This window comes from Mesorhizobium sp. CNPSo 4689 (assembly GCF_057784325.1).
The window spans coordinates 79,859-96,655 of record NZ_JBWLUZ010000006.1; the positions used below are offsets into that span (position 1 = coordinate 79,859).

The following is a 16,797-nucleotide window of genomic DNA, read 5'->3' on the forward strand; positions in this document are numbered from 1 at the left end:
TGTTTTCGCCTCGCCACGTTTGCGGCGCGAAATTTGCTGGCCGAATTGCGCCAGGAAGGCTGCGCGGCCTCTATTTCCGCTCCTGCCGGCCTTTCAGCAGGGCCTCGGTCAGCGTGATCTCGGCAAACAGCGCCTGCGCCGTATGGTCGTTGATTTTGCTGCTGCGCAACATGGCGCGCACGGCCGTGCGCTCGGCCTCGATGGCGGCGAAGCGGAGTTCCAACTCCAGCCGCCCGGCTTCGCGAGCCTCGGCGCGGGCTTCATCGGCCTCGTCGGAGGCGGCGATGCGGCGACGGTAGCCGGCGACGATGCTGTCGGCGACGGCCAAGCGGGCATCGGCCGCCTCCCCTTCGCTTGCGTCATTGGCGATAATCTCGATGCGGGCGATGGCCGCATTGGCCGCGCCGACGCGTGCCCGGCGCTCCTCGGCGGCACCCGGATCCTCGCCCGGCTCGACCAGCCCGCGCGCGATCTTCGGCAAGGCGAGGCTGGCGATGGAGAGCGAGCAGATGATGACGCCGGCGGCTAGGAAAATGACGATGTCGCGCGCCGGAAAGGGCGAGCCGTCAGGCATGGCCAAAGGCAGCGACAGGATGCCGGCCAAAGTGATCGCGCCGCGTACGCCGGCCACCGAGCCGGCAAGCCGCACGCGCAAACCGAACGGTTCGGCCTTGCGCTTGCCAAACCGCGCGGCAAGGCGCTGCGCAATGTCGCCGACCCAGATCCACAGGAAGCGCAAGCCGATCAGGCACAGGGTGAGGATCAGCACCGTGGCGACCGGCTCGATCAGCCAGTGCCGGCTCGAAAGCTCGGGCGGCACCTTGCGGATGATATCGGGAAGCTGCAGGCCGAGCAGGATGAACAGCGCGCCGTTGAAGACGAAGGACAGCGTCGTCCATAGCGACATGGTCTGCATGCGCGCCGAAACGCCGAGATGGCGGAATATGCCGGAGCCGCTGGTGAGCACACCGGCAGTGACCGCCGCCAGGATGCCGGAAGCGCCGGCATGTTCGGCGCCGAGATAGGCGATGAAGGGGATCAGGATCATCACCAGCACCTGCGCCTCGGCCGGCACGCCACCGATGCGGTTGAGGAGCTGCAGTGTCTTTGCGGCGACGATCAACGCCACCACGCCGGCCAGGATGCCCGCCGCCACGGCGTAGAGGAAGCCGAGCGACGCGGCGCCCAGGGAAAAGCTGCCGGTCAGCGCTGCTGCCACGGCGAAGCGGAACATGACCAGGCCCGATGCGTCGTTGAGCAGCGACTCGCCTTCGAGGATATGCATCAGCCGCGCCGGCACCACATTGCGGTCGACGATCGAGGACACGGCCACCGCGTCGGTCGGCGACAGCACCGCGGCCAGCGCGAAGGCGACGACCAGCGGGATGCTCGGCACCAACCAGTGCAAGGCGTAGCCGAAGCCGACGATGGTGAAGAAGACGAGACCGATGGCAAGGTCGAGAATCGGGCCGCGCAGTGCCAGCAATTCACGCTTCGGCGCGGTGGCGGCGTCGCTGAACAGCAGCGGCGGGATGAACACCAGGAGGAACAGTTCGGGGTCGATCTCGACATGCAGGCCGCTCGCCGGCCAGGCAAGCGCGGCACCGATTGCAATCTGCAGCATGGGCAGCGGCACCCGCACCAGCCGCACCAACGCGCCGGAAAGCGCGACGAAGGCGAGCACGACCAGGATGAAGATGGCGACATGCATGGTGCGATTCCGAGTGTTGGCGGACCATGCGCAATGGAAACCGCGCCGTCCAGCCAGGTCTCTGGCGAAGGCCGTCAGCCTGTGGCGGAAAGCAAAAAGGCCGCCCAGTCGGCGGCCTTTTCGAAAAAGATATCAGCTATTTACAACGAAGACGTGATCTGCAGCTCGTCGTTGCCGTCGAGGCCATAGATGTCGTCGCGGAACTGTACAACGCCAGGCCCCGTCGACCAGGCCGACAGATAGAGGAAGTGGACCGGCACCGGGTTGACGACCTGAACCGGGGTGTTCTCGCCGGTCTTGATCGTGCCCTCGAAATGCTGGCGGTCCCAGCCGGGCGTGTCGCGCAAGATCCAGGTGACGAGGTCGCGCACGTTCTGGACGCGCACGCAGCCCGAGGAATCGAAACGCATCAGCTTGCCGAACAAGCTCTGCTGCGGCGTGTCGTGCATATAGACGCCGTCCGGGCTCGGGAAATTGATCTTCACCGAGGCCATGGCATTGCCGGCGCCCGGATCCTGGCGGAAACGGTATTTTTCCGCATCGTCGGTCGACCAGTCGACTGTCATCGGATCGACCTCGCTGCCATCCGGCGCGAACAGGCGAATATGGCTGTCCTTGAGATAGTTCGGGTCCTTGCGCATCAGCGGAATGATGTCCTTGCGCACGATCGAGACCGGAGCGTTCCAGTAGGGATTGACGATGATCTCGTTGATCTTGGAATTGACGATCGGCGTCTGGCGATCGATCTTGCCGACGACTGCGGTGTGGCGAAGCACGACGCGGTCGTTCTCGACCGCCTCGACCTGGGCAGCCGGGATGTCGACCAGCACGTAACGGTTGCCGAGCGTGCCGGCCTTTTCACGCAGACGCTGCAGGTTGGTCTGCAACTGACCGAGCCGGATCTGTGCCGAGACGTTCATCGCCGTATAGGTGTATTTGCCCATCGCACCGTCGGCGGGTAGGCCGTGGCGCGCCTGGAAACGCTTGACCGCGGCATCGACATAGGAATCGAAGGCGGTCGAGATGCCGGCGCTCTGCGCCAGATCGCCAGACATCATCAGGCGCTTGCGCAGCGGCACCACATCCGGGTCGTCGACGCCGAGCTGCAGCTTCTTGGTCGCGGGAACCTCGCCCCAGCCGCCTTGGGCGACGATGTTCTGATATTGCGCCACCGCCTGCTCGGTGAAGGCGACGGTCTGCAGGCTGAAGATCGGCAGCGTCGAAGCCACCTTGCCGCCCTCGCTGGCACGGGCGTCGAACTGGTCGTCCCAATTGCCGCGGCCCGAGGACTTCAGGATATCCCCGATGACGTCCTGAGCGCTGGCGCTGTTCGCCACAAGAGCGGCGGCGAGCGCGGAGGCTCCGGAAAGGAAGAAACGGCGGCTGGTTCTCATGGACGTTCCAGACATTTTAGCGGTGTTCGATCTCGCTCAGTTCGCTCTAACGGGCGATTACGCCCGCACTCTAGGGCTGGCAATGTTAACAATTAGCCAACCATGACCTGCATCACTTGGGCGTGAAACGCGCTGTCGCGATGCCGGATCGAGTGAGCGCAAGCGCTGGCCCGCAGCATCACCCGCATCCTCGCTTCCACTGGGATTATGGCGGCAACGTGGCCTTGGCCCGCGATTTGCATCGGGCGGCGCCGCGAAAAGAAAGGACCGGTGCTTTTCGGCACCGGTGACAGAAGCGGGTCTTAGACCTGCCCCCCACAGTCGCGCGCCGACGATCGCCGCGCGTAGTTGCAGGCTATCTCATGCCCCCTCAGCGCGAAGTTTCAACCTTTGGGGACCGGACTTGGCTGCGCCTTCAATTCCGAGCATCTTTGCAACACCTCATTTTGAGGATAGCGCAGGACTTTGTTGTCCAGTTTGAGCAGCAGCTCCCGTCTCTTGTCCGTGCTCTCGCCGTCCGTACATCTCATGTCCAGAATGACGACATCCAGGCGGTTGATCTTCTGAACCTTGTCCAGCGTGCAGCGGACCTCCCACATCTCCACTGCCTTGTCGGTAAACGTCACGATCGAGTCATTGTTGTCGCACTGGGTGCTGCCTTCCGTGGCGAAAGAATCCTTCCACCACTCCTCGGCGAAAGCCGTTTGCGAGACCCACAAAAGCATCACGGCAACCGAGCAAATCTTCGAGTGTCTTCCCAGATGCATCATGCGCTTCCCCACCAAGCCGTGACATTAGGCACTGCTGCAGCGAAAGCAAACCTGGCAAAGATCGTGCCGACGGGGCGGTCAGAGTTTTGCAACAGGTTTTCCGCACCACAAAAGGAAGGACCGGTGCTTTTCGGCACCGATCCTCTGCTGTTCCCCGGCCGCGCTTCTGTGGCCCGGCTTCGGTTGTGATGCGGATGACTTACATCCGATAAGCGATCGTATCGTTCCAGAATCGATCCAGCCGCTGCAGCGCGCGGTTCATCTGCTTGAACTCGTCGGTGTTGATGCCGCCGACCTGCTCGATGGAGCCGACATGGCGCTCGTAGAGGCCGGCGACGACGTCAGCCACCTCGTTGCCCTTCGGCGTCAGCGAGACACGGACCGAACGGCGGTCGATGCGCGAGCGCTGGTGGTTGATGAAGCCGAGGTCGACCAGCTTCTTCAGATTGTAGGAGACATTCGAGCCGAGATAATAGCCGCGCGAGCGCAGTTCGCCGGCGGTCAGCTCGGAATTGCCGATGTTGAACAGCAGCAGCGCCTGGATGGCGTTGATGTCGGAACGGCCGTTGCGGTCGAACTCGTCCTTGATCACGTCAAGCAGGCGGCGGTGCAGGCGCTCCACCAGCTGCAGCGATTCCATGTACAGCGAACGGATCGCCTCGCGGCGGTCGTCGGATACGGTGGCGGGCTTCGCCGCCGGACGCGAATTGATCATTGTCTTTGCCTCTCGTTTGTCGCCCGGTGATTTTTTGTTTTTCACCTTGATCGCGACACTATCGAATACTCATAAAATTCGACTTAAACGCCAAGGCTAACAAGAGCTTACCGGTAAGAGGTTTCGAAAGAGGCTTAACGATCGGTCACCCGAGCAAGGATAATTAACCTAAAGATTTAGCCAATGATTTCGGGCGAATCCTGGCAGGTTCAAAATTGGGCGGTCTGCTGGCGGCGGCTACCGACGGGCCCGGCGCTTCTGCAGCCAGATCACCACCCGGAAGACGATGTATAGCAGCGCCACCGCGGCATGCGAGGCAATGATCAGCAACCGGTGGCCGAACAGGTTGGGAAAGCCGGCATACATGACGACCTCAGTCGCCGCGCAGATGAACCAGATCACCGGGCCCCAGGAGGCGAGCATCCAGAGGCCGGCGGCGGCGAAGGGAAAGAAGACGGCGAGCATCACCGCCGCCACCTGCCAGTGCACCGGCATCAGGTCGAAGCGCCACAGCGGGCCAGGATAGAAGCCGATCAGCCGGATCCAGTAGAGGATGCCGAACAGCAGGCAGTAGCCGGCGACGACGCGTTGGAACCAGGCGAAGATGATTTCGGTGGTCGAGGGCTGCAGCACGACGCGCCTGGAGGTGACCTCGCTCACAGGTCGAGCTCCCGGTCGCCGAGCCGCACGAAATAGGCGTCGACGTCCGCTGCCCGTACCGCATCGAGGCTTTCCGGGAGCCATTGCGGTTTCGAGCCCTTGTCGATGATGGCGGCGCGGATGCCCTCGTAAAAATCGTGGCCCGCCAACATCCGATTGAGGATGCGGAATTCCATCTTCATGCACTCGTCCATCGACAGCGTCAGCCCGGCGCCGATCTGTCGCCAGGCGACGTGCAGGCTGGTCGGCGAGCGCGTCCTGATCGTCGCCAGCGTCTTTGCGGCGAACTCGTCGGCAGGCGCCGCCCGCTCCAGGCTGGCGATGATATCCGACAGAGACGGCTGTGCGAAATGGCGGGAGATCGCCTCCAGCACCGGCCGGTCGGTCTCGCGCTTTGCCGGGACGAAAAAGCCGCGCAGCACCGTTTCCGGATCGCCGGTCGCGCAGAGCCGATCGAGAAAACCCGACTGGTCCTCGGCCTTGATGGTGTGGGTGGCCAGGCCCGACCACAGCGCATCGCCATGGCGGATGCGGTTTCCGGTCAGCGCCAGATACATGCCGAAGCTGCCGCCGAGGTCGGGCAAAAGGTGGCTGGCGCCGACATCGGGGAAAAAGCCGATGCCGACTTCCGGCATCGCGAACTGGGCGTTCTCGGTCATCACGCGCTGCGAACCATGGAACGAGATGCCGACGCCGCCGCCCATGACGATGCCGTCGATCAGCGCGACATAGGGCTTTTTGAACCGGTTGATGCGGGCATTCAGCCGGTATTCGTCGGCGAAAAACTCGACCGGGGGCTGTCCGGCCCGGCCCGCTTCGTAGATGTGCAGGATATCGCCGCCGGCGGAGAACGCCCTGCCCTCGGCCTTGACGATGACGACATCGACACCGTCATCGCGCTCCCAGGCGCGCAACGCCTTGTCGAGCGCCTTGACCATGCGATGGGTGACGGCATTGAGCGCCTGCGGCCGCGTCAGCGTGACGACGCCGGCCCTGCCCAACCGTTCGAAGCGAATCTCGTCGCCTCCATCAAAATCCATCGCCAGAGAATCCCTCCCCCGCTTGTGCGGGTCTGAAGTGCTAAGCGGCGACTGGACGAACGTCAATTGTCGGATGCCGCGATAGCTGGCTTCGCATGGTCCGAATCGCGGTGTCGTTTGCGACCAGCGCGCTACCACTCGAACGGGATCAAAGCCTTGGTCCGTCTCGCATAGTCGGGGAATTCTTCGGGAAACTGCCCTGCCAGAAGCCTGTCTTCCGCGCCGACGCGCCAGAGGAAGATCGCGCCCAGCAGGACCAGCAGAAAAACGAAGCCGCCGCCCACCACGATCTCCGAACCAAAGCATGCGACCAGGCCGCCAGTGTACATGGGATGGCGCACGAAGCGGTACGGGCCCGAGGTCACGAGTTCATGTCCTTGCTTGGACGAAACGATCTGGCTCCAATTGCCGCCAAGGCTTTGTCGTGCCCAGACCAGGAAGGCCATCCCGGCAACCGTTACGACGACACCGATGCTGCTCAAGACGGCGTTTACAGGGGCGAAGTTGACGAACCGGAATATCGACAGACGCGGCAGCAGGAAAGCAGCAATCATGGCGACCATCAGGCCCAGGCGCTGCGGCATGTGCTGCTCGGTATCGCGTTTCGCGCCGAACGCCGAGACAGTCAGATAGACGATCAGCAGGATCCAGGCGGCGTATACGAGCCAGATGAAGGCCATAGGGTTCATGGCGTTGCTCCTTCTTCGCCCCCGATTTGACGCCCCAGGGAAGTTGGGGCTGATGCGAAGCCCCAGCGGGCTAGATGTGAGTGCGGCGCTCGGGCGCGTCAATGCCGGCGGCGCAAGCGCGGCGTCTTGGCGGCCGGCCTTGCCCGGTGCTAAAAAGTGGCCGCCTCGAACCGGACGGCAAGCCATGCTTGGGTTTTCGCGCTTTGTGCTTGCGATGATCGGCCTGACGGCCGCGCTGTCGATTGTTCGGCCCGCAGACGCGGCAGGCACGGCAGAGCTCTACCAGACGCAGACCATCGTCACCGGCCAGGGCGAAGTGAACCGCCAGATCGGCTTCAGGGACTGCCTGGACCGGGTGCTGGTCAGGGTTTCCGGCGATCAGCGCCTGCCGCAGAAGCCGGAAATGCTGGCTCTGCGCGACAAGGCCGGCGATTTCGTCGACTCTTTCCGCTACCGCGACCGGCTGGAAGGCATTCCGGTGCATGACGAGCAAGGCACGCATGACCGGCCGCACGACCTCACCTGCCTCTACAAACCGGAGGTGATCGACAAGCTGCTCACTCAGCTGGGTAGCAAGCCTTGGCTTGGCGAGCGGTCGCGGCTCGCCGTATTCCTCGCTACCGAACAAGGTGCCAAGCGTTTCGTGCTGACGGCCGACGATCCGCGTGCGCAGGCGATGCGGGAATCCTTCGTCAATGCCACCGGACCGCTCCTGATGCACATCGTCTTTCCGCCGGCAGTGCTGCTTTCCAGCACAGACGAAAAGGCGCTGCGTGCCGCTGACATCACCATGCTCGACCAACTCGCAAAAAAGGCCGGAGCCGACCGGGCGTTGGCCGGCAGCATCGTGTGGAGCGACAAGGAACTGGGCTGGATCGCCGATTGGCGGCTGGCCATGGAAGGCAAGACCTATGCCTGGCAAGTGCGCGGCGTAAGTTTTGACGAGGCATTCCGCGTTGCCACGCGCGGAGCCGCGCAGGTGCTGTCGGGGAACGGGCAGCCCGATTGAAGCCTGGCACAATCGTGTCGCATTGGTCAGCGGCGGAGGTGCGTGGTAAAAAGCCGGCCAAACGAGAGTTTTGGCGATGAACAGATTCACCCCCGCAAAGCCTGCCGGCGCGCGCAGCGTCGACGAGATCACCGGCAGCCGCCGCTTGCGGCGCATGCGCAAGGCCGACTGGTCGCGCCGGCTGGTGCAGGAGAACCGACTTTCGGTCGACGATCTGATCTGGCCGATCTTCGTCGTCGACGGCAGGAATGTGCGCGAGCCGATCGCCGCCATGCCCGGCGTGTTCCGCCTGTCGCTCGACCATGCGGTCAAGGAGGCCGAACGTGCGGCGAAGCTTGGCATTCCGGCGATCGCCACCTTCCCCAATGTCGAACTTTCCCTGCGCGACCAGACCGGCTCGCACATTCTCGATCCCGAAAACATCGTCAACCGCGCCACTCGCGCCATCAAGCATGCGGTGCCGGAGATCGGCCTCATCACCGACGCCGCGCTCGACCCGTTCACCAGCCACGGCCATGACGGCATCCTGCGCGACGGCATCATCGTCAATGACGAGACGGTGGAACAGGTCACCGCCGCAGCCGTCATCCAGGCTGCCGCCGGCGCCGACATCATCGCGCCTTCCGACATGATGGACGGCCGCATCGGCGCCATCCGCGACGCGCTCGACGCCAACGGTTTCCAGGACGTGGCGATCATGTCCTATGCGACGAAATTCGCCTCCGCCTTCTACGGCCCCTATCGCGAAGCGGTCGGCACCGCCGGACTGCTCAAGGGCGACAAGAAGACCTACTATATCGATCATGCCAATTCCGACGAAGCGGTACGCGAGGCGGTACAGGACCTCGCCGAAGGCGCCGACATGCTGATGGTCAAGCCCGGCCTGCCCTATCTCGACATCATCCGCCGGCTGAAGGACGAGCTTCAGATGCCGACCTTCGCCTATCAGGTGTCTGGCGAATATTCGATGATCAAGGCCGCGGCCGCCAATGGCTGGATCGACGGCGAAAAGGCGATGCTTGAGAGCCTGCTTGCCTTCAAGCGCGCCGGCTGCGACGGCATCCTCACCTATTTCGCGCCGCAAGTGGCGGCGATGCTGAAGGGGTAGTCCCTTCCGGTCGCGCCAACCGGCTGGCCGACCGCGATGTCTCGATCCAAGACCCGATCGTCACTGCACGAGCGACCGCTTCCCGCAGCGGCTGATCGCATCCCATAAAAACCGCTTGCATTTCGCAATCGGTGCGATTAGAAACTAACTGCTTGCAGATCACAACTGGTTATGGAGGAGGCTTTCATGTCCAAGCTTCGTGTCAATGCTTTCACCCTGTCGCTCGACGGCTATGGCGCCGGGCCTGATCAGAACCTGACCAACCCGCTCGGCGTCGGCGGGGAGGCCCTGCACAAATGGATGATCGGCACCCGAACCTTCCGCAAGATGACCGGCAAAGACGGCGGCACCACGGACACGGACGAAGCTTTCACGGTGCGCAGCTTCGAGAATGTCGGCGCCTGGATCCTCGGCCGCAACATGTTCGGGCCGATCCGCGGCGAATGGCCGGATGACAGTTGGAAGGGCTGGTGGGGCGATAACCCACCCTACCATGTGCCGGTTTTCGTGCTGACCCACCACAGGCGCGAACCAATCGTCATGGAGGGTGGCACGACGTTCTATTTCGTCACTGACGGCATCCACGCGGCGCTCGAACAGGCGAAAGCGGCGGCTGACGGCAAGGATGTGCGGGTAGGCGGCGGCGTCTCCACCATCCGGCAATATCTCCAGGAGAAACTCATCGACGAGATGCACCTGGCGGTCTCACCGATGCTGCTCGGTTCCGGCGAGAACCTCTTCGCCGGCCTCGATATGCTCAAGCTGGGCTATGGGTGCACTGAGCAGGTGGCGACGACGCTTGCCACACATGTCATCGTCAAGCGCGCTTAGGTCTTGTAAGGCTCCCCCTTCTCCCCCTGTGGGAGAAGGTGGCCGAGCGAAGCTCGGTCGGATGAGGATGCTCCAGCTTGGCATCACCCATCGTCCAGAGGGGAGGCACAATGACAGGATTGTCAGCGCCGCGTTTCTTCCAACACCCCTCATCCGTCTCGGCGCTGCGCGCCGATCCACCTTCTCCCACAAGGGGAGAAGGGAGCGCGCGCCTCAATACTTCTCCGGCACGTAAAGTTCGCGCGGCAGCGTCTGGCGCTCATATTCGGGATTGAAGACGCGTTCTGGCAGCGTGATCTCCTCGTGCGGCACCTCCTCGTAAGGCACCTGCTGCAAGAGATGGTCGATGCAGTTCAGCCGCGCCCGCTTCTTGTCGTTGCCCTCGACGATGAACCAGGGCGCTTCCGGGATGTTGGTGCGGGCAAAGGTCTCTTCCTTGGCTTTTGTGTACTGTTCCCAGCGCACGCGCGACTGCAGATCCATGGGCGACAGCTTCCACTGCTTCATCGGATCGTGGATGCGCATCAGGAAGCGCATCTGCTGTTCCTCGTCGGTGATGGAGAACCAGTATTTCACGGCCAAGGAGCGCTTCGGCGCGGCCGATCTGGTTCTCGACCGCAGCGGCCTCTGACAAGGCCACGTGGTGAGCCTCGTCTAGCTCGAGATAAAACGCCAAACGTCGGGATCGGGCTCGACCTGGCCGCTGAGCACGAAATATTTGTAGAGCACGAGCAGGGAAATCGCCTGCTCGTCCCGCTCGTTGCAGAACTTGCGGCAATACGCGTTGGCTGCGCCAATGATGCGCTCGGCCTCGGCCGGGTGCCGCTCGAAATGGCGCACCTTGTCGGCAAGGTCGGCAAAGTCCGACTCGAGCGGCACATAGTGGACGTTGGCCTCGATCTGCCCTTCAGTGAACCAGGTCTCGTATGTCGGCGGCGGCATCAGGCACAGCGAGTTCGAACTCATGATCCATTTGAGGTTGGTCGCCACGTCGTTGCCTTCGAGCGAAACGATGTAGCGGTAGTGCCGCTGCTGCTCGATGGTGAGGTAGGGCTTGCGATATTGTTCCGCCGCTGTCCGTTTGGGTGTGCCGACGTCGCAGAAAGACAGGTTGCGCGTGGCCTCGAGAAACACGGTCCGTATCGGATTGTTGAGCTCGCCGCGCCAGACCAGGGCCGGACGCTTGTCCGCGAAATGCATCCTGTCGGCCGGCATGTGGAAGTGACGGAACTTGTCGAGCTTCATCAGGACGGCATTGCTGTTGTCGTGGTTGATCGGTCGATCCTTCACGACCGCCGGCATCCTGGGCACGTTGATGACGTCGCCGAATTCCACATCGATGAGCAATCCGGGATCGAAGTAGCGCGCAAACTCCTTCAGGTCGTAGTAGTACATGCTCGGCGAAAACGGCAGTCGGCTGACAGGCACCGCAGCCGGGCTCGGCACGAAGGCGTGCTGCAGCCTGTTGTAGTACTTCAGCCGCTCGCGGACCGTGGCGTCCGAGAGCCTGACCTGGTCAAGCCAGCCGGTGAGCCTGCGACGGAACAGTGCCTGCGGCACGATATCGCGCGCGGCATTGCGTGCGTAATAGAACACCTTTACCGCGTTGCGCAGAGCTGTGGCCATCGGTCACTTTGATCAAAACAAAAAGGGCGGCTCCCACAAATCTCGGCCCCCCGGTTCTCTCCTACACCATTGTGCCACGCATCTTGCAAGCCCGGAACCGTGCAGGAGCAAACTGCCGGCACCATCGCTTCAGCTGTTGTGTTTGCCGACCAATGCTCCTAGGCAGGGTCAGGAGCCTCCGGGCATACGAAAGGGAACCGATATGGCGCGAGCACCGAATTACGGACAGGAACGCAAGGAGCGTGACCGCCAGAAGGCCGCCAAGAAGGCTGAAAAGCTGGCGGCCAAGGTCGCGGCAAAGGAACGCGATAAGCCTGAGGACCGGACCAGCGTTGAAGCCGAGGCGGAAACCGCAGAGTAGCAAAGCATCCGAGTGGGGATGCCGCTCAAGATTCAGCTGTGTTCAGGCCGGCGCCTTGTCGCTGACGAAGACGTTCACTTCGCGCGCAGCGGCAATGAAGGCGCGCCTTGCGTTCATGGCCGGCTTGTCGCCGGCCAGCGCATCATGACAGGCCTGCAGCGCTTCGCGATGCTTGGGACTGCGCTTGCCCGGCCAGTTGTTGAGCAGATAATCGGAAGCCTCACGCGCCGAACGCAAGAGCTGATTGGGTCCGGCCGCGGCCGACTTGACGGTCACGGGTGTTTCAAATCGGTTGTTTTCCATCGCCGCTCTTACGCCATCGGCGGCGGCGAAGCGAGACCGAAAGTGCGTTTGATCGTCGGGTGCCGGCTTTTCACGCGGCGACGACGGCGAAGCCCCTGGCGCGCAGGCCACGCCGGTCGTTGTGAAGCGATGTCACCAGCCGGTCGCGGCTGCCGATGATGTGAGCCGAGAGCAGCCGCGCCGCCTCATCCGCGTCGCCGGCGCGCACCGCCGCCAGGATAACATGGTGCTCCGTCCAGGCACGGCCGAGGGCGGCCTCGTCGCGAACCTCCAGCCAGCGCGCGCGCGACAGCCGCGTCATGGCATCGCGTACCGCCCGGAATAGGAAGTCGTTGCCCGACAGGCGCGAGAGCTCGATATGGAAATCCATGCCGACACGGTGCCATTCCTCGCGCGGGGTGCCGGCATCGCAGGAGTCCAGCATCGCCTCGATGTCGTCGATGACGCTTTTGTCGCTTAGCGTGCAGGTCAGCCGCACCGCGGCGACCTCGACCGCTTCGCGGTAGACCGCGATCTGCTCCAGCTCGGCCAGATTGATCGGTGAGACCGTCCAGCCGCGCCCATCACGGCAGATCAGGCCCTCGGTCTCGAGCCGCAGCAATGCCGCCCTGACCGGCGTGCGCGAGGCGCCGAAGCGGCTTTCGATCCAGCGCTCGGTCAGGCGCTCGCCGGGACCGATCTCGAGGCCGAGGATCATCTCGCGAAGCTGTTTTTCCACGCTCTGCATCTGCGACATGGTGGTTCCGTTCGTATCGGCCGCATTGACAGCGACAGGGCTGAGGTAGAAGACGAATACCAGCTTGGTATCCCAAAACGGTATCCGCAACAATCCCCGGTATGGGTAGGCAGGGCATGGAACAGGACGGCACCGAACAAAGCACCTACAACGTCCACTGGCGGCGCAATCTCGCCGTCTGCTTTGCAGGTTCGTTCAGCACGCTCATCGCCATGACCCTGCTCTTGCCTTTCCTGCCGCTCTACGTCGAGCAGCTGGGCGCCGAAGGCCATGCAGCGATCGTGCAATGGTCGGGGATCGCCTATGGCGCGACCTTCCTTGCCGCCGCGCTCGTTGCGCCGCTGTGGGGACGGCTCGGCGACCGCTACGGCCGCAAACTGATGCTGGTGCGGGCCAGCTTCGGCATGGCCATCTGCATGTCGCTGACCGGCATGGTCGAGACGGTCTGGCAACTGGTGCTGCTGCGCCTGCTGATCGGCTTTGCCGGCGGCTATTCCTCGGGCTCGACCATCCTGGTTGCCATGCAGACGCCGAAGGATCGCTCCGGCTGGGCGCTCGGCGTGATGTCGTCCGGCATCACCGCAGGCGGCCTGGTCGGCCCGCTGCTCGGTGGCGCGCTGCCGCCGCTGATCGGCATCCGCGCCACCTTCCTGTTGTCGGGCGGCGTCATTTTCCTCGCCTTCCTGGCGACGACCTTTCTCATCAAGGAGAACCCTCGCCCGCCGGCCGCCAAGACGGCAGCGAAACCGCAGAGCGGCTGGTCGCAGATCCCCGACAAGCGTCCCGTCGTCGCCATGCTGGCGACCGGCATGCTGCTCGCCTTCGCCACCATGTCGATCGAGCCGATCATCACCGTCTATGTGCAGCAGCTGATCGAGGATCAGAGCCGGGTGACGATGGTCGCCGGCGTCGTCATGTCTGCAGCAGCACTCGGCGCCATCCTGTCGGCCTCGTGGATGGGCAAGCTTGCCGACCGCATCGGCCATTGGAATGTCGTCGTTGCAGCACTTTCTGTCTCGGCCCTGCTGCTCATTCCGCAGGCCTTCGTCACCGAGGGCTGGCAACTCATCGGCCTGCGCTTCCTGATGGGGCTGGCGCTGGGCGGCCTGCTGCCCTGCATCACCAGCGTCATCCGCCACAATGTTCCCGATGGCGTCGGCGGCAACGTGCTGGGTTTGTCGATCTCGGCGCAATATGTCGGCCAGGTCGCCGGACCGCTGCTCGGCGGCTTCGCCGGCGGCCATTTCGGCATGCGCTCGGTGTTTCTCGGTACGTCGGTGCTGATGGCAGGCGGCGCGGCCTACAACTGGATTGTCCAGTCGCGCCGCACGCGCAACATGCTGGCGCAAGCCGGCAAATCCTGACGCTGTTTCGGTGTCCCGGTTTGACTGGCAGCCGTCACCTATTGCGGATAAACCCGCCCCATGAACGGAAGGCTGAAAGACTGGGCACGCACGATCAAGCGAGACGTGCACGCGATCTACCTCGCAGCCGGCGATCCCCGCACCCCGTGGTATGCGAAGGCGCTGGCGCTGTGTGTCGCCGGATATGCGTTGTCACCAATAGACCTGATTCCCGACTTCATACCGGTGCTGGGATATCTCGATGACGCGATCATTGTGCCGCTCGGCATTCTGGCCGTGCTGAAAATGATCCCGCCAGAAGTCATGGCAGAACATCGAGCCGCCGCCGCGCTTGCAGCACAGCGCCCGGTTAATCGAACCGCCGGCGTCGTGATTGCCTGCATCTGGGGAGCATTCGCCGCATTGGCAGCGTGGCTCGGCTATCGCTACTTCACCGACTGAGTTCAGCGACACTATCAACATCCACGCTTCGCAACACCGCATTCGTCGTTTGACAATTCACGGAGGCATCATGGACACACCTGAACAACCGGCAGGCTACAGCCGCCTCCTTGTGCTGGCCGGTGGCCTTTGCGGCGCGGCGGGGGTGGCGTTGTCAGCCGCTGCCGCGCATTTGGGCGGCGCCTTCGTGAGCACCGCCGCGTCCTTCCTTTTGATGCATGCGCCGGTCTTTCTCGCCGTCGGCCTTGTCGGCGCAGGCCGGGTGCTGCGGATCGCAAGCCTTATCCTGCTTGTCGGGCTGGTGCTTTTCTGCGGTGATCTTCTCGCCCGCGATTTCATGGGTTCGCGGCTGTTTCCGATGTCGGCGCCGATCGGCGGCACCTTGCTCATCGCCGGCTGGCTGGCGATCGCCGGCTCGGCGCTGCTGCGCCCTCGCTCCTGAAATTGCCTGGGGCGCGAAAAGCTCAATCCTGCCGGCGTTCGCGCCTGGCCAGCAATTCGCGGTCACGCGCGGCCGGTCCTGTCAGTCGCCGCCGCTCAGGCCGGTCGGAAGCCGGCGAGATGCCCCAATAATTGCGATAGATGTCCTCGAACAGATGGCTGATCGGGTGCATGGCTTGGTCTCCTTTCTTGACTTGAATCGATCCAATCAACGGTCGCGAAAACGGCAGCCTGTTTAGCCGCGCTTGCGTTCCACGAGGATTCGCAGGTCGCGCTTCCAGGCGCTGGTAGTGCCACGGCGCTTTTCGGTCCTGGCGATCAAGGCGAGGCCCCAATCGTTGCGGTAGATGTCTTCGAACAGGTAATTGACGGGATGCATGGCACCCTCCTCTCGGTTGGCCCAATCAATGCGATTGGATCGATTCAAAAATAGGCCTCGGCACGCCAATGTCAAGCAAAAATTTGAATCGATCCAACGAAAGTGCTAAGTGGGGTCCGGAGGCAGCAAAAATGGCATCACTCGTCACAGGCAACCCAAGACCGGTCCGGCTGGCCGACATAGCCAAGGCCGCGGGCGTATCGCACGGCACGGCGTCCAATGTCTTCAGTCGTCCCGAGATCGTGCGCGAGGAAGTGCGCGAGCGGGTCAAGGCCGTGGCGGAATCGATGGGCTATGCCGGCCCCGATCCCAAGGGCCGGTTGCTGCGCGCCGGCAAGGTCAATGCGATCGGCGTCGCCTCGACCGAGCCCCTCTCCTACTTCTTTGACGACCCGTTCGCGCGCGTCATGATGGCCGGCATCTCCGAGGCCTGCGATGCCACCGGTGCTGGAATTGCACTTGTGTCGGCAGGCAACCAGGAGAAGCTTGCCTGGAATATCCAAAGCGCGCTGGTCGACGGTTTTGTTCTGTTTTGCATCGACGGCGGCACCCGCCTGGTCGAGCTGACGCGCGAGCGCAAGCTGCCTTTCGTCGCGCTCGAGCTCGGCTTCGAGGACGACACGGTTTCGGCGATCGGCGTCGACAATGTCGCCGGCGCCCGCCTTGCGGCGCGCCATCTCTGCGAGCTTGGCCACCACCGTTTCGCCGTGCTGTCGCTGCAGTTCGCCGATGACAGAACCGGTCTTGTTTCGGCCGAGCAAGTCGAGGCCGCGGTCTATACCGGAACCCGCGACCGCCTCACCGGCTATTTCGAGGAACTCTCACGCTTCGGCGTCGATACCGCCAAGGTACCGGTCTACGAGACCGAAAACGAAGAAGCCAGCACCAGGGCTGGCCTCGAAACGATTTTCGCCGGCGCCGAGCCACCCACCGCCATACTGGCGATGTCGGACCGGATCGCCATGGTCGCGATCGAATGGCTGACCGAGCGCGGCATGAAGGTTCCCGGCGATGTCTCCATCGTCGGCTTCGACGGCGTGCCGGATGGCGCGCTGTGCGATCCTCCGCTGACCACCATCGCCCAACCCATCACCGAGATCGGCCGCCGGGCAGCGCGCATGATCCTCGATTTCGACGGCGCGGTGCGGCGCGAGACGCTCGATGTCGAGCTGGTCGTCAGGGCGTCGTCCGGACCTCCGCCCTCAGGCAGCTGAACCTG

General features: G+C 63.3%; 20 protein-coding genes and 1 pseudogene. 8 read left to right on the top strand and 13 right to left on the bottom strand.

What is annotated here, in order from left to right:
• Positions 1-70 precede the first annotated feature (70 nt).
• The 7 genes from AC04SI_RS12205 to AC04SI_RS12235 form a co-directional block, all read right to left on the bottom strand.
• Positions 71-1,711, bottom strand: coding sequence for a Na+/H+ antiporter (locus tag AC04SI_RS12205; RefSeq protein ID WP_404277697.1), 1,641 nt, complete (start codon positions 1,709-1,711; stop codon positions 71-73).
• A gap of 140 nt (positions 1,712-1,851) precedes the next feature.
• Entirely contained in the window at positions 1,852-3,105 is a 1,254-nt protein-coding gene (locus tag AC04SI_RS12210) for a L,D-transpeptidase family protein (protein ID WP_404277693.1), read from the bottom strand.
• Positions 3,106-3,488: 383 nt separating this feature from the next.
• Positions 3,489-3,875 carry a hypothetical protein gene (locus tag AC04SI_RS12215; protein ID WP_404277691.1) on the bottom strand — a complete coding sequence of 129 codons (387 nt, stop codon included), beginning with the start codon at positions 3,873-3,875 and terminating at the stop codon, positions 3,489-3,491.
• 199 nt (positions 3,876-4,074) lie between these two features.
• A complete protein-coding gene (ldtR, locus tag AC04SI_RS12220) occupies positions 4,075-4,590 on the bottom strand; it encodes a transcriptional regulator LdtR (protein ID WP_006201915.1) in 516 nt (171 codons plus the stop codon).
• 237 nt (positions 4,591-4,827) lie between these two features.
• On the bottom strand, positions 4,828-5,250 hold the full coding sequence (locus AC04SI_RS12225; RefSeq protein ID WP_404277689.1) for a DUF6163 family protein: 423 nt from the start codon (positions 5,248-5,250) through the stop codon (positions 4,828-4,830).
• Entirely contained in the window at positions 5,247-6,290 is a 1,044-nt protein-coding gene (locus tag AC04SI_RS12230) for an enoyl-CoA hydratase/isomerase family protein (protein ID WP_404277687.1), read from the bottom strand. Before AC04SI_RS12230 ends, AC04SI_RS12225 begins: the two co-directional genes overlap by 4 nt.
• 131 nt (positions 6,291-6,421) lie before the next feature.
• Positions 6,422-6,979, bottom strand: coding sequence for a methyltransferase family protein (locus AC04SI_RS12235; RefSeq protein ID WP_404277686.1), 558 nt, complete (start codon positions 6,977-6,979; stop codon positions 6,422-6,424).
• A 184-nt stretch (positions 6,980-7,163) separates the two neighbouring features.
• Between AC04SI_RS12235 and AC04SI_RS12240 the strand changes: the two genes are divergently transcribed.
• From AC04SI_RS12240 to AC04SI_RS12250, 3 genes are all read left to right on the top strand, one after another.
• Positions 7,164-7,988: a DUF2066 domain-containing protein gene (locus tag AC04SI_RS12240; RefSeq protein ID WP_404277684.1), complete on the top strand. Its 825-nt coding sequence runs from the start codon at positions 7,164-7,166 to the stop codon at positions 7,986-7,988.
• A gap of 76 nt (positions 7,989-8,064) precedes the next feature.
• Positions 8,065-9,096, top strand: coding sequence for a porphobilinogen synthase (hemB, locus tag AC04SI_RS12245; RefSeq protein WP_404277682.1), 1,032 nt, complete (start codon positions 8,065-8,067; stop codon positions 9,094-9,096).
• A gap of 186 nt (positions 9,097-9,282) precedes the next feature.
• A complete protein-coding gene (locus AC04SI_RS12250; protein WP_404277680.1) occupies positions 9,283-9,927 on the top strand; it encodes a dihydrofolate reductase family protein in 645 nt (214 codons plus the stop codon).
• Positions 9,928-10,140: 213 nt separating this feature from the next.
• Here AC04SI_RS12250 and AC04SI_RS12255 read toward each other — a convergent pair.
• Together AC04SI_RS12255 and AC04SI_RS12260 are read right to left on the bottom strand one after the other, a co-directional pair.
• Positions 10,141-10,503 (bottom strand): annotated as a pseudogene (locus AC04SI_RS12255) (polyphosphate kinase 2 family protein); the annotation flags it as partial.
• A gap of 78 nt (positions 10,504-10,581) precedes the next feature.
• Complete coding sequence (locus AC04SI_RS12260) at positions 10,582-11,553, bottom strand: glycosyl transferase family 90 (RefSeq protein WP_404277674.1); 972 nt, start codon at positions 11,551-11,553, stop codon at positions 10,582-10,584.
• A gap of 202 nt (positions 11,554-11,755) precedes the next feature.
• Between AC04SI_RS12260 and AC04SI_RS12265 the strand changes: the two genes are divergently transcribed.
• Entirely contained in the window at positions 11,756-11,914 is a 159-nt protein-coding gene (locus AC04SI_RS12265) for a hypothetical protein (RefSeq protein ID WP_006201924.1), read from the top strand.
• Between the two features lie 42 nt (positions 11,915-11,956).
• Here AC04SI_RS12265 and AC04SI_RS12270 read toward each other — a convergent pair whose 3' ends face one another.
• Both AC04SI_RS12270 and AC04SI_RS12275 read right to left on the bottom strand, forming a co-directional pair.
• Positions 11,957-12,217: a DUF982 domain-containing protein gene (locus AC04SI_RS12270; RefSeq protein WP_404277672.1), complete on the bottom strand. Its 261-nt coding sequence runs from the start codon at positions 12,215-12,217 to the stop codon at positions 11,957-11,959.
• 70 nt (positions 12,218-12,287) lie between these two features.
• Positions 12,288-12,953: a GntR family transcriptional regulator gene (locus AC04SI_RS12275; RefSeq protein ID WP_404277670.1), complete on the bottom strand. Its 666-nt coding sequence runs from the start codon at positions 12,951-12,953 to the stop codon at positions 12,288-12,290.
• Positions 12,954-13,069: 116 nt separating this feature from the next.
• On the opposite strand from AC04SI_RS12275, the gene AC04SI_RS12280 reads away from it, so the two are divergent.
• From AC04SI_RS12280 to AC04SI_RS12290, 3 genes are all read left to right on the top strand, one after another.
• A complete protein-coding gene (locus AC04SI_RS12280; RefSeq protein WP_404277668.1) occupies positions 13,070-14,317 on the top strand; it encodes an MFS transporter in 1,248 nt (415 codons plus the stop codon).
• Positions 14,318-14,377: 60 nt separating this feature from the next.
• Positions 14,378-14,758: a YkvA family protein gene (locus AC04SI_RS12285; protein WP_404277666.1), complete on the top strand. Its 381-nt coding sequence runs from the start codon at positions 14,378-14,380 to the stop codon at positions 14,756-14,758.
• A gap of 70 nt (positions 14,759-14,828) precedes the next feature.
• On the top strand, positions 14,829-15,200 hold the full coding sequence (locus tag AC04SI_RS12290; RefSeq protein WP_488474266.1) for a DUF423 domain-containing protein: 372 nt from the start codon (positions 14,829-14,831) through the stop codon (positions 15,198-15,200).
• 22 nt (positions 15,201-15,222) lie between these two features.
• On the opposite strand, the gene AC04SI_RS12295 is transcribed toward AC04SI_RS12290, so the two are convergent.
• Together AC04SI_RS12295 and AC04SI_RS12300 are read right to left on the bottom strand one after the other, a co-directional pair.
• Complete coding sequence (locus tag AC04SI_RS12295; protein ID WP_006201930.1) at positions 15,223-15,372, bottom strand: hypothetical protein; 150 nt, start codon at positions 15,370-15,372, stop codon at positions 15,223-15,225.
• Between the two features lie 62 nt (positions 15,373-15,434).
• Positions 15,435-15,578, bottom strand: a complete 144-nt coding sequence (locus AC04SI_RS12300) for a hypothetical protein (protein WP_404277662.1) — start codon at positions 15,576-15,578, stop codon at positions 15,435-15,437.
• A 131-nt stretch (positions 15,579-15,709) separates the two neighbouring features.
• Between AC04SI_RS12300 and AC04SI_RS12305 the strand changes: the two genes are divergently transcribed.
• Positions 15,710-16,792, top strand: a complete 1,083-nt coding sequence (locus AC04SI_RS12305; RefSeq protein ID WP_488474267.1) for a LacI family DNA-binding transcriptional regulator — start codon at positions 15,710-15,712, stop codon at positions 16,790-16,792.
• Positions 16,793-16,797 lie beyond the last annotated feature (5 nt).

Coding starts and splice junctions, on each gene's coding strand:
- AC04SI_RS12205 (WP_404277697.1), bottom strand. CDS start 1,711: ATGCATGTCGCCATCTTCATCCTGGTCGTGCTCGCCTTCGTCGCGCTT.
- AC04SI_RS12210 (WP_404277693.1), bottom strand. CDS start 3,105: ATGAGAACCAGCCGCCGTTTCTTCCTTTCCGGAGCCTCCGCGCTCGCC.
- AC04SI_RS12215 (WP_404277691.1), bottom strand. CDS start 3,875: ATGATGCATCTGGGAAGACACTCGAAGATTTGCTCGGTTGCCGTGATG.
- ldtR (WP_006201915.1), bottom strand. CDS start 4,590: ATGATCAATTCGCGTCCGGCGGCGAAGCCCGCCACCGTATCCGACGAC.
- AC04SI_RS12230 (WP_404277687.1), bottom strand. CDS start 6,290: ATGGATTTTGATGGAGGCGACGAGATTCGCTTCGAACGGTTGGGCAGG.
- AC04SI_RS12235 (WP_404277686.1), bottom strand. CDS start 6,979: ATGAACCCTATGGCCTTCATCTGGCTCGTATACGCCGCCTGGATCCTG.
- AC04SI_RS12240 (WP_404277684.1), top strand. CDS start 7,164: ATGCTTGGGTTTTCGCGCTTTGTGCTTGCGATGATCGGCCTGACGGCC.
- hemB (WP_404277682.1), top strand. CDS start 8,065: ATGAACAGATTCACCCCCGCAAAGCCTGCCGGCGCGCGCAGCGTCGAC.
- AC04SI_RS12250 (WP_404277680.1), top strand. CDS start 9,283: ATGTCCAAGCTTCGTGTCAATGCTTTCACCCTGTCGCTCGACGGCTAT.
- AC04SI_RS12260 (WP_404277674.1), bottom strand. CDS start 11,553: ATGGCCACAGCTCTGCGCAACGCGGTAAAGGTGTTCTATTACGCACGC.
- AC04SI_RS12265 (WP_006201924.1), top strand. CDS start 11,756: ATGGCGCGAGCACCGAATTACGGACAGGAACGCAAGGAGCGTGACCGC.
- AC04SI_RS12270 (WP_404277672.1), bottom strand. CDS start 12,217: ATGGAAAACAACCGATTTGAAACACCCGTGACCGTCAAGTCGGCCGCG.
- AC04SI_RS12275 (WP_404277670.1), bottom strand. CDS start 12,953: ATGTCGCAGATGCAGAGCGTGGAAAAACAGCTTCGCGAGATGATCCTC.
- AC04SI_RS12280 (WP_404277668.1), top strand. CDS start 13,070: ATGGAACAGGACGGCACCGAACAAAGCACCTACAACGTCCACTGGCGG.
- AC04SI_RS12285 (WP_404277666.1), top strand. CDS start 14,378: ATGAACGGAAGGCTGAAAGACTGGGCACGCACGATCAAGCGAGACGTG.
- AC04SI_RS12290 (WP_488474266.1), top strand. CDS start 14,829: ATGGACACACCTGAACAACCGGCAGGCTACAGCCGCCTCCTTGTGCTG.
- AC04SI_RS12295 (WP_006201930.1), bottom strand. CDS start 15,372: ATGCACCCGATCAGCCATCTGTTCGAGGACATCTATCGCAATTATTGG.
- AC04SI_RS12300 (WP_404277662.1), bottom strand. CDS start 15,578: ATGCATCCCGTCAATTACCTGTTCGAAGACATCTACCGCAACGATTGG.
- AC04SI_RS12305 (WP_488474267.1), top strand. CDS start 15,710: ATGGCATCACTCGTCACAGGCAACCCAAGACCGGTCCGGCTGGCCGAC.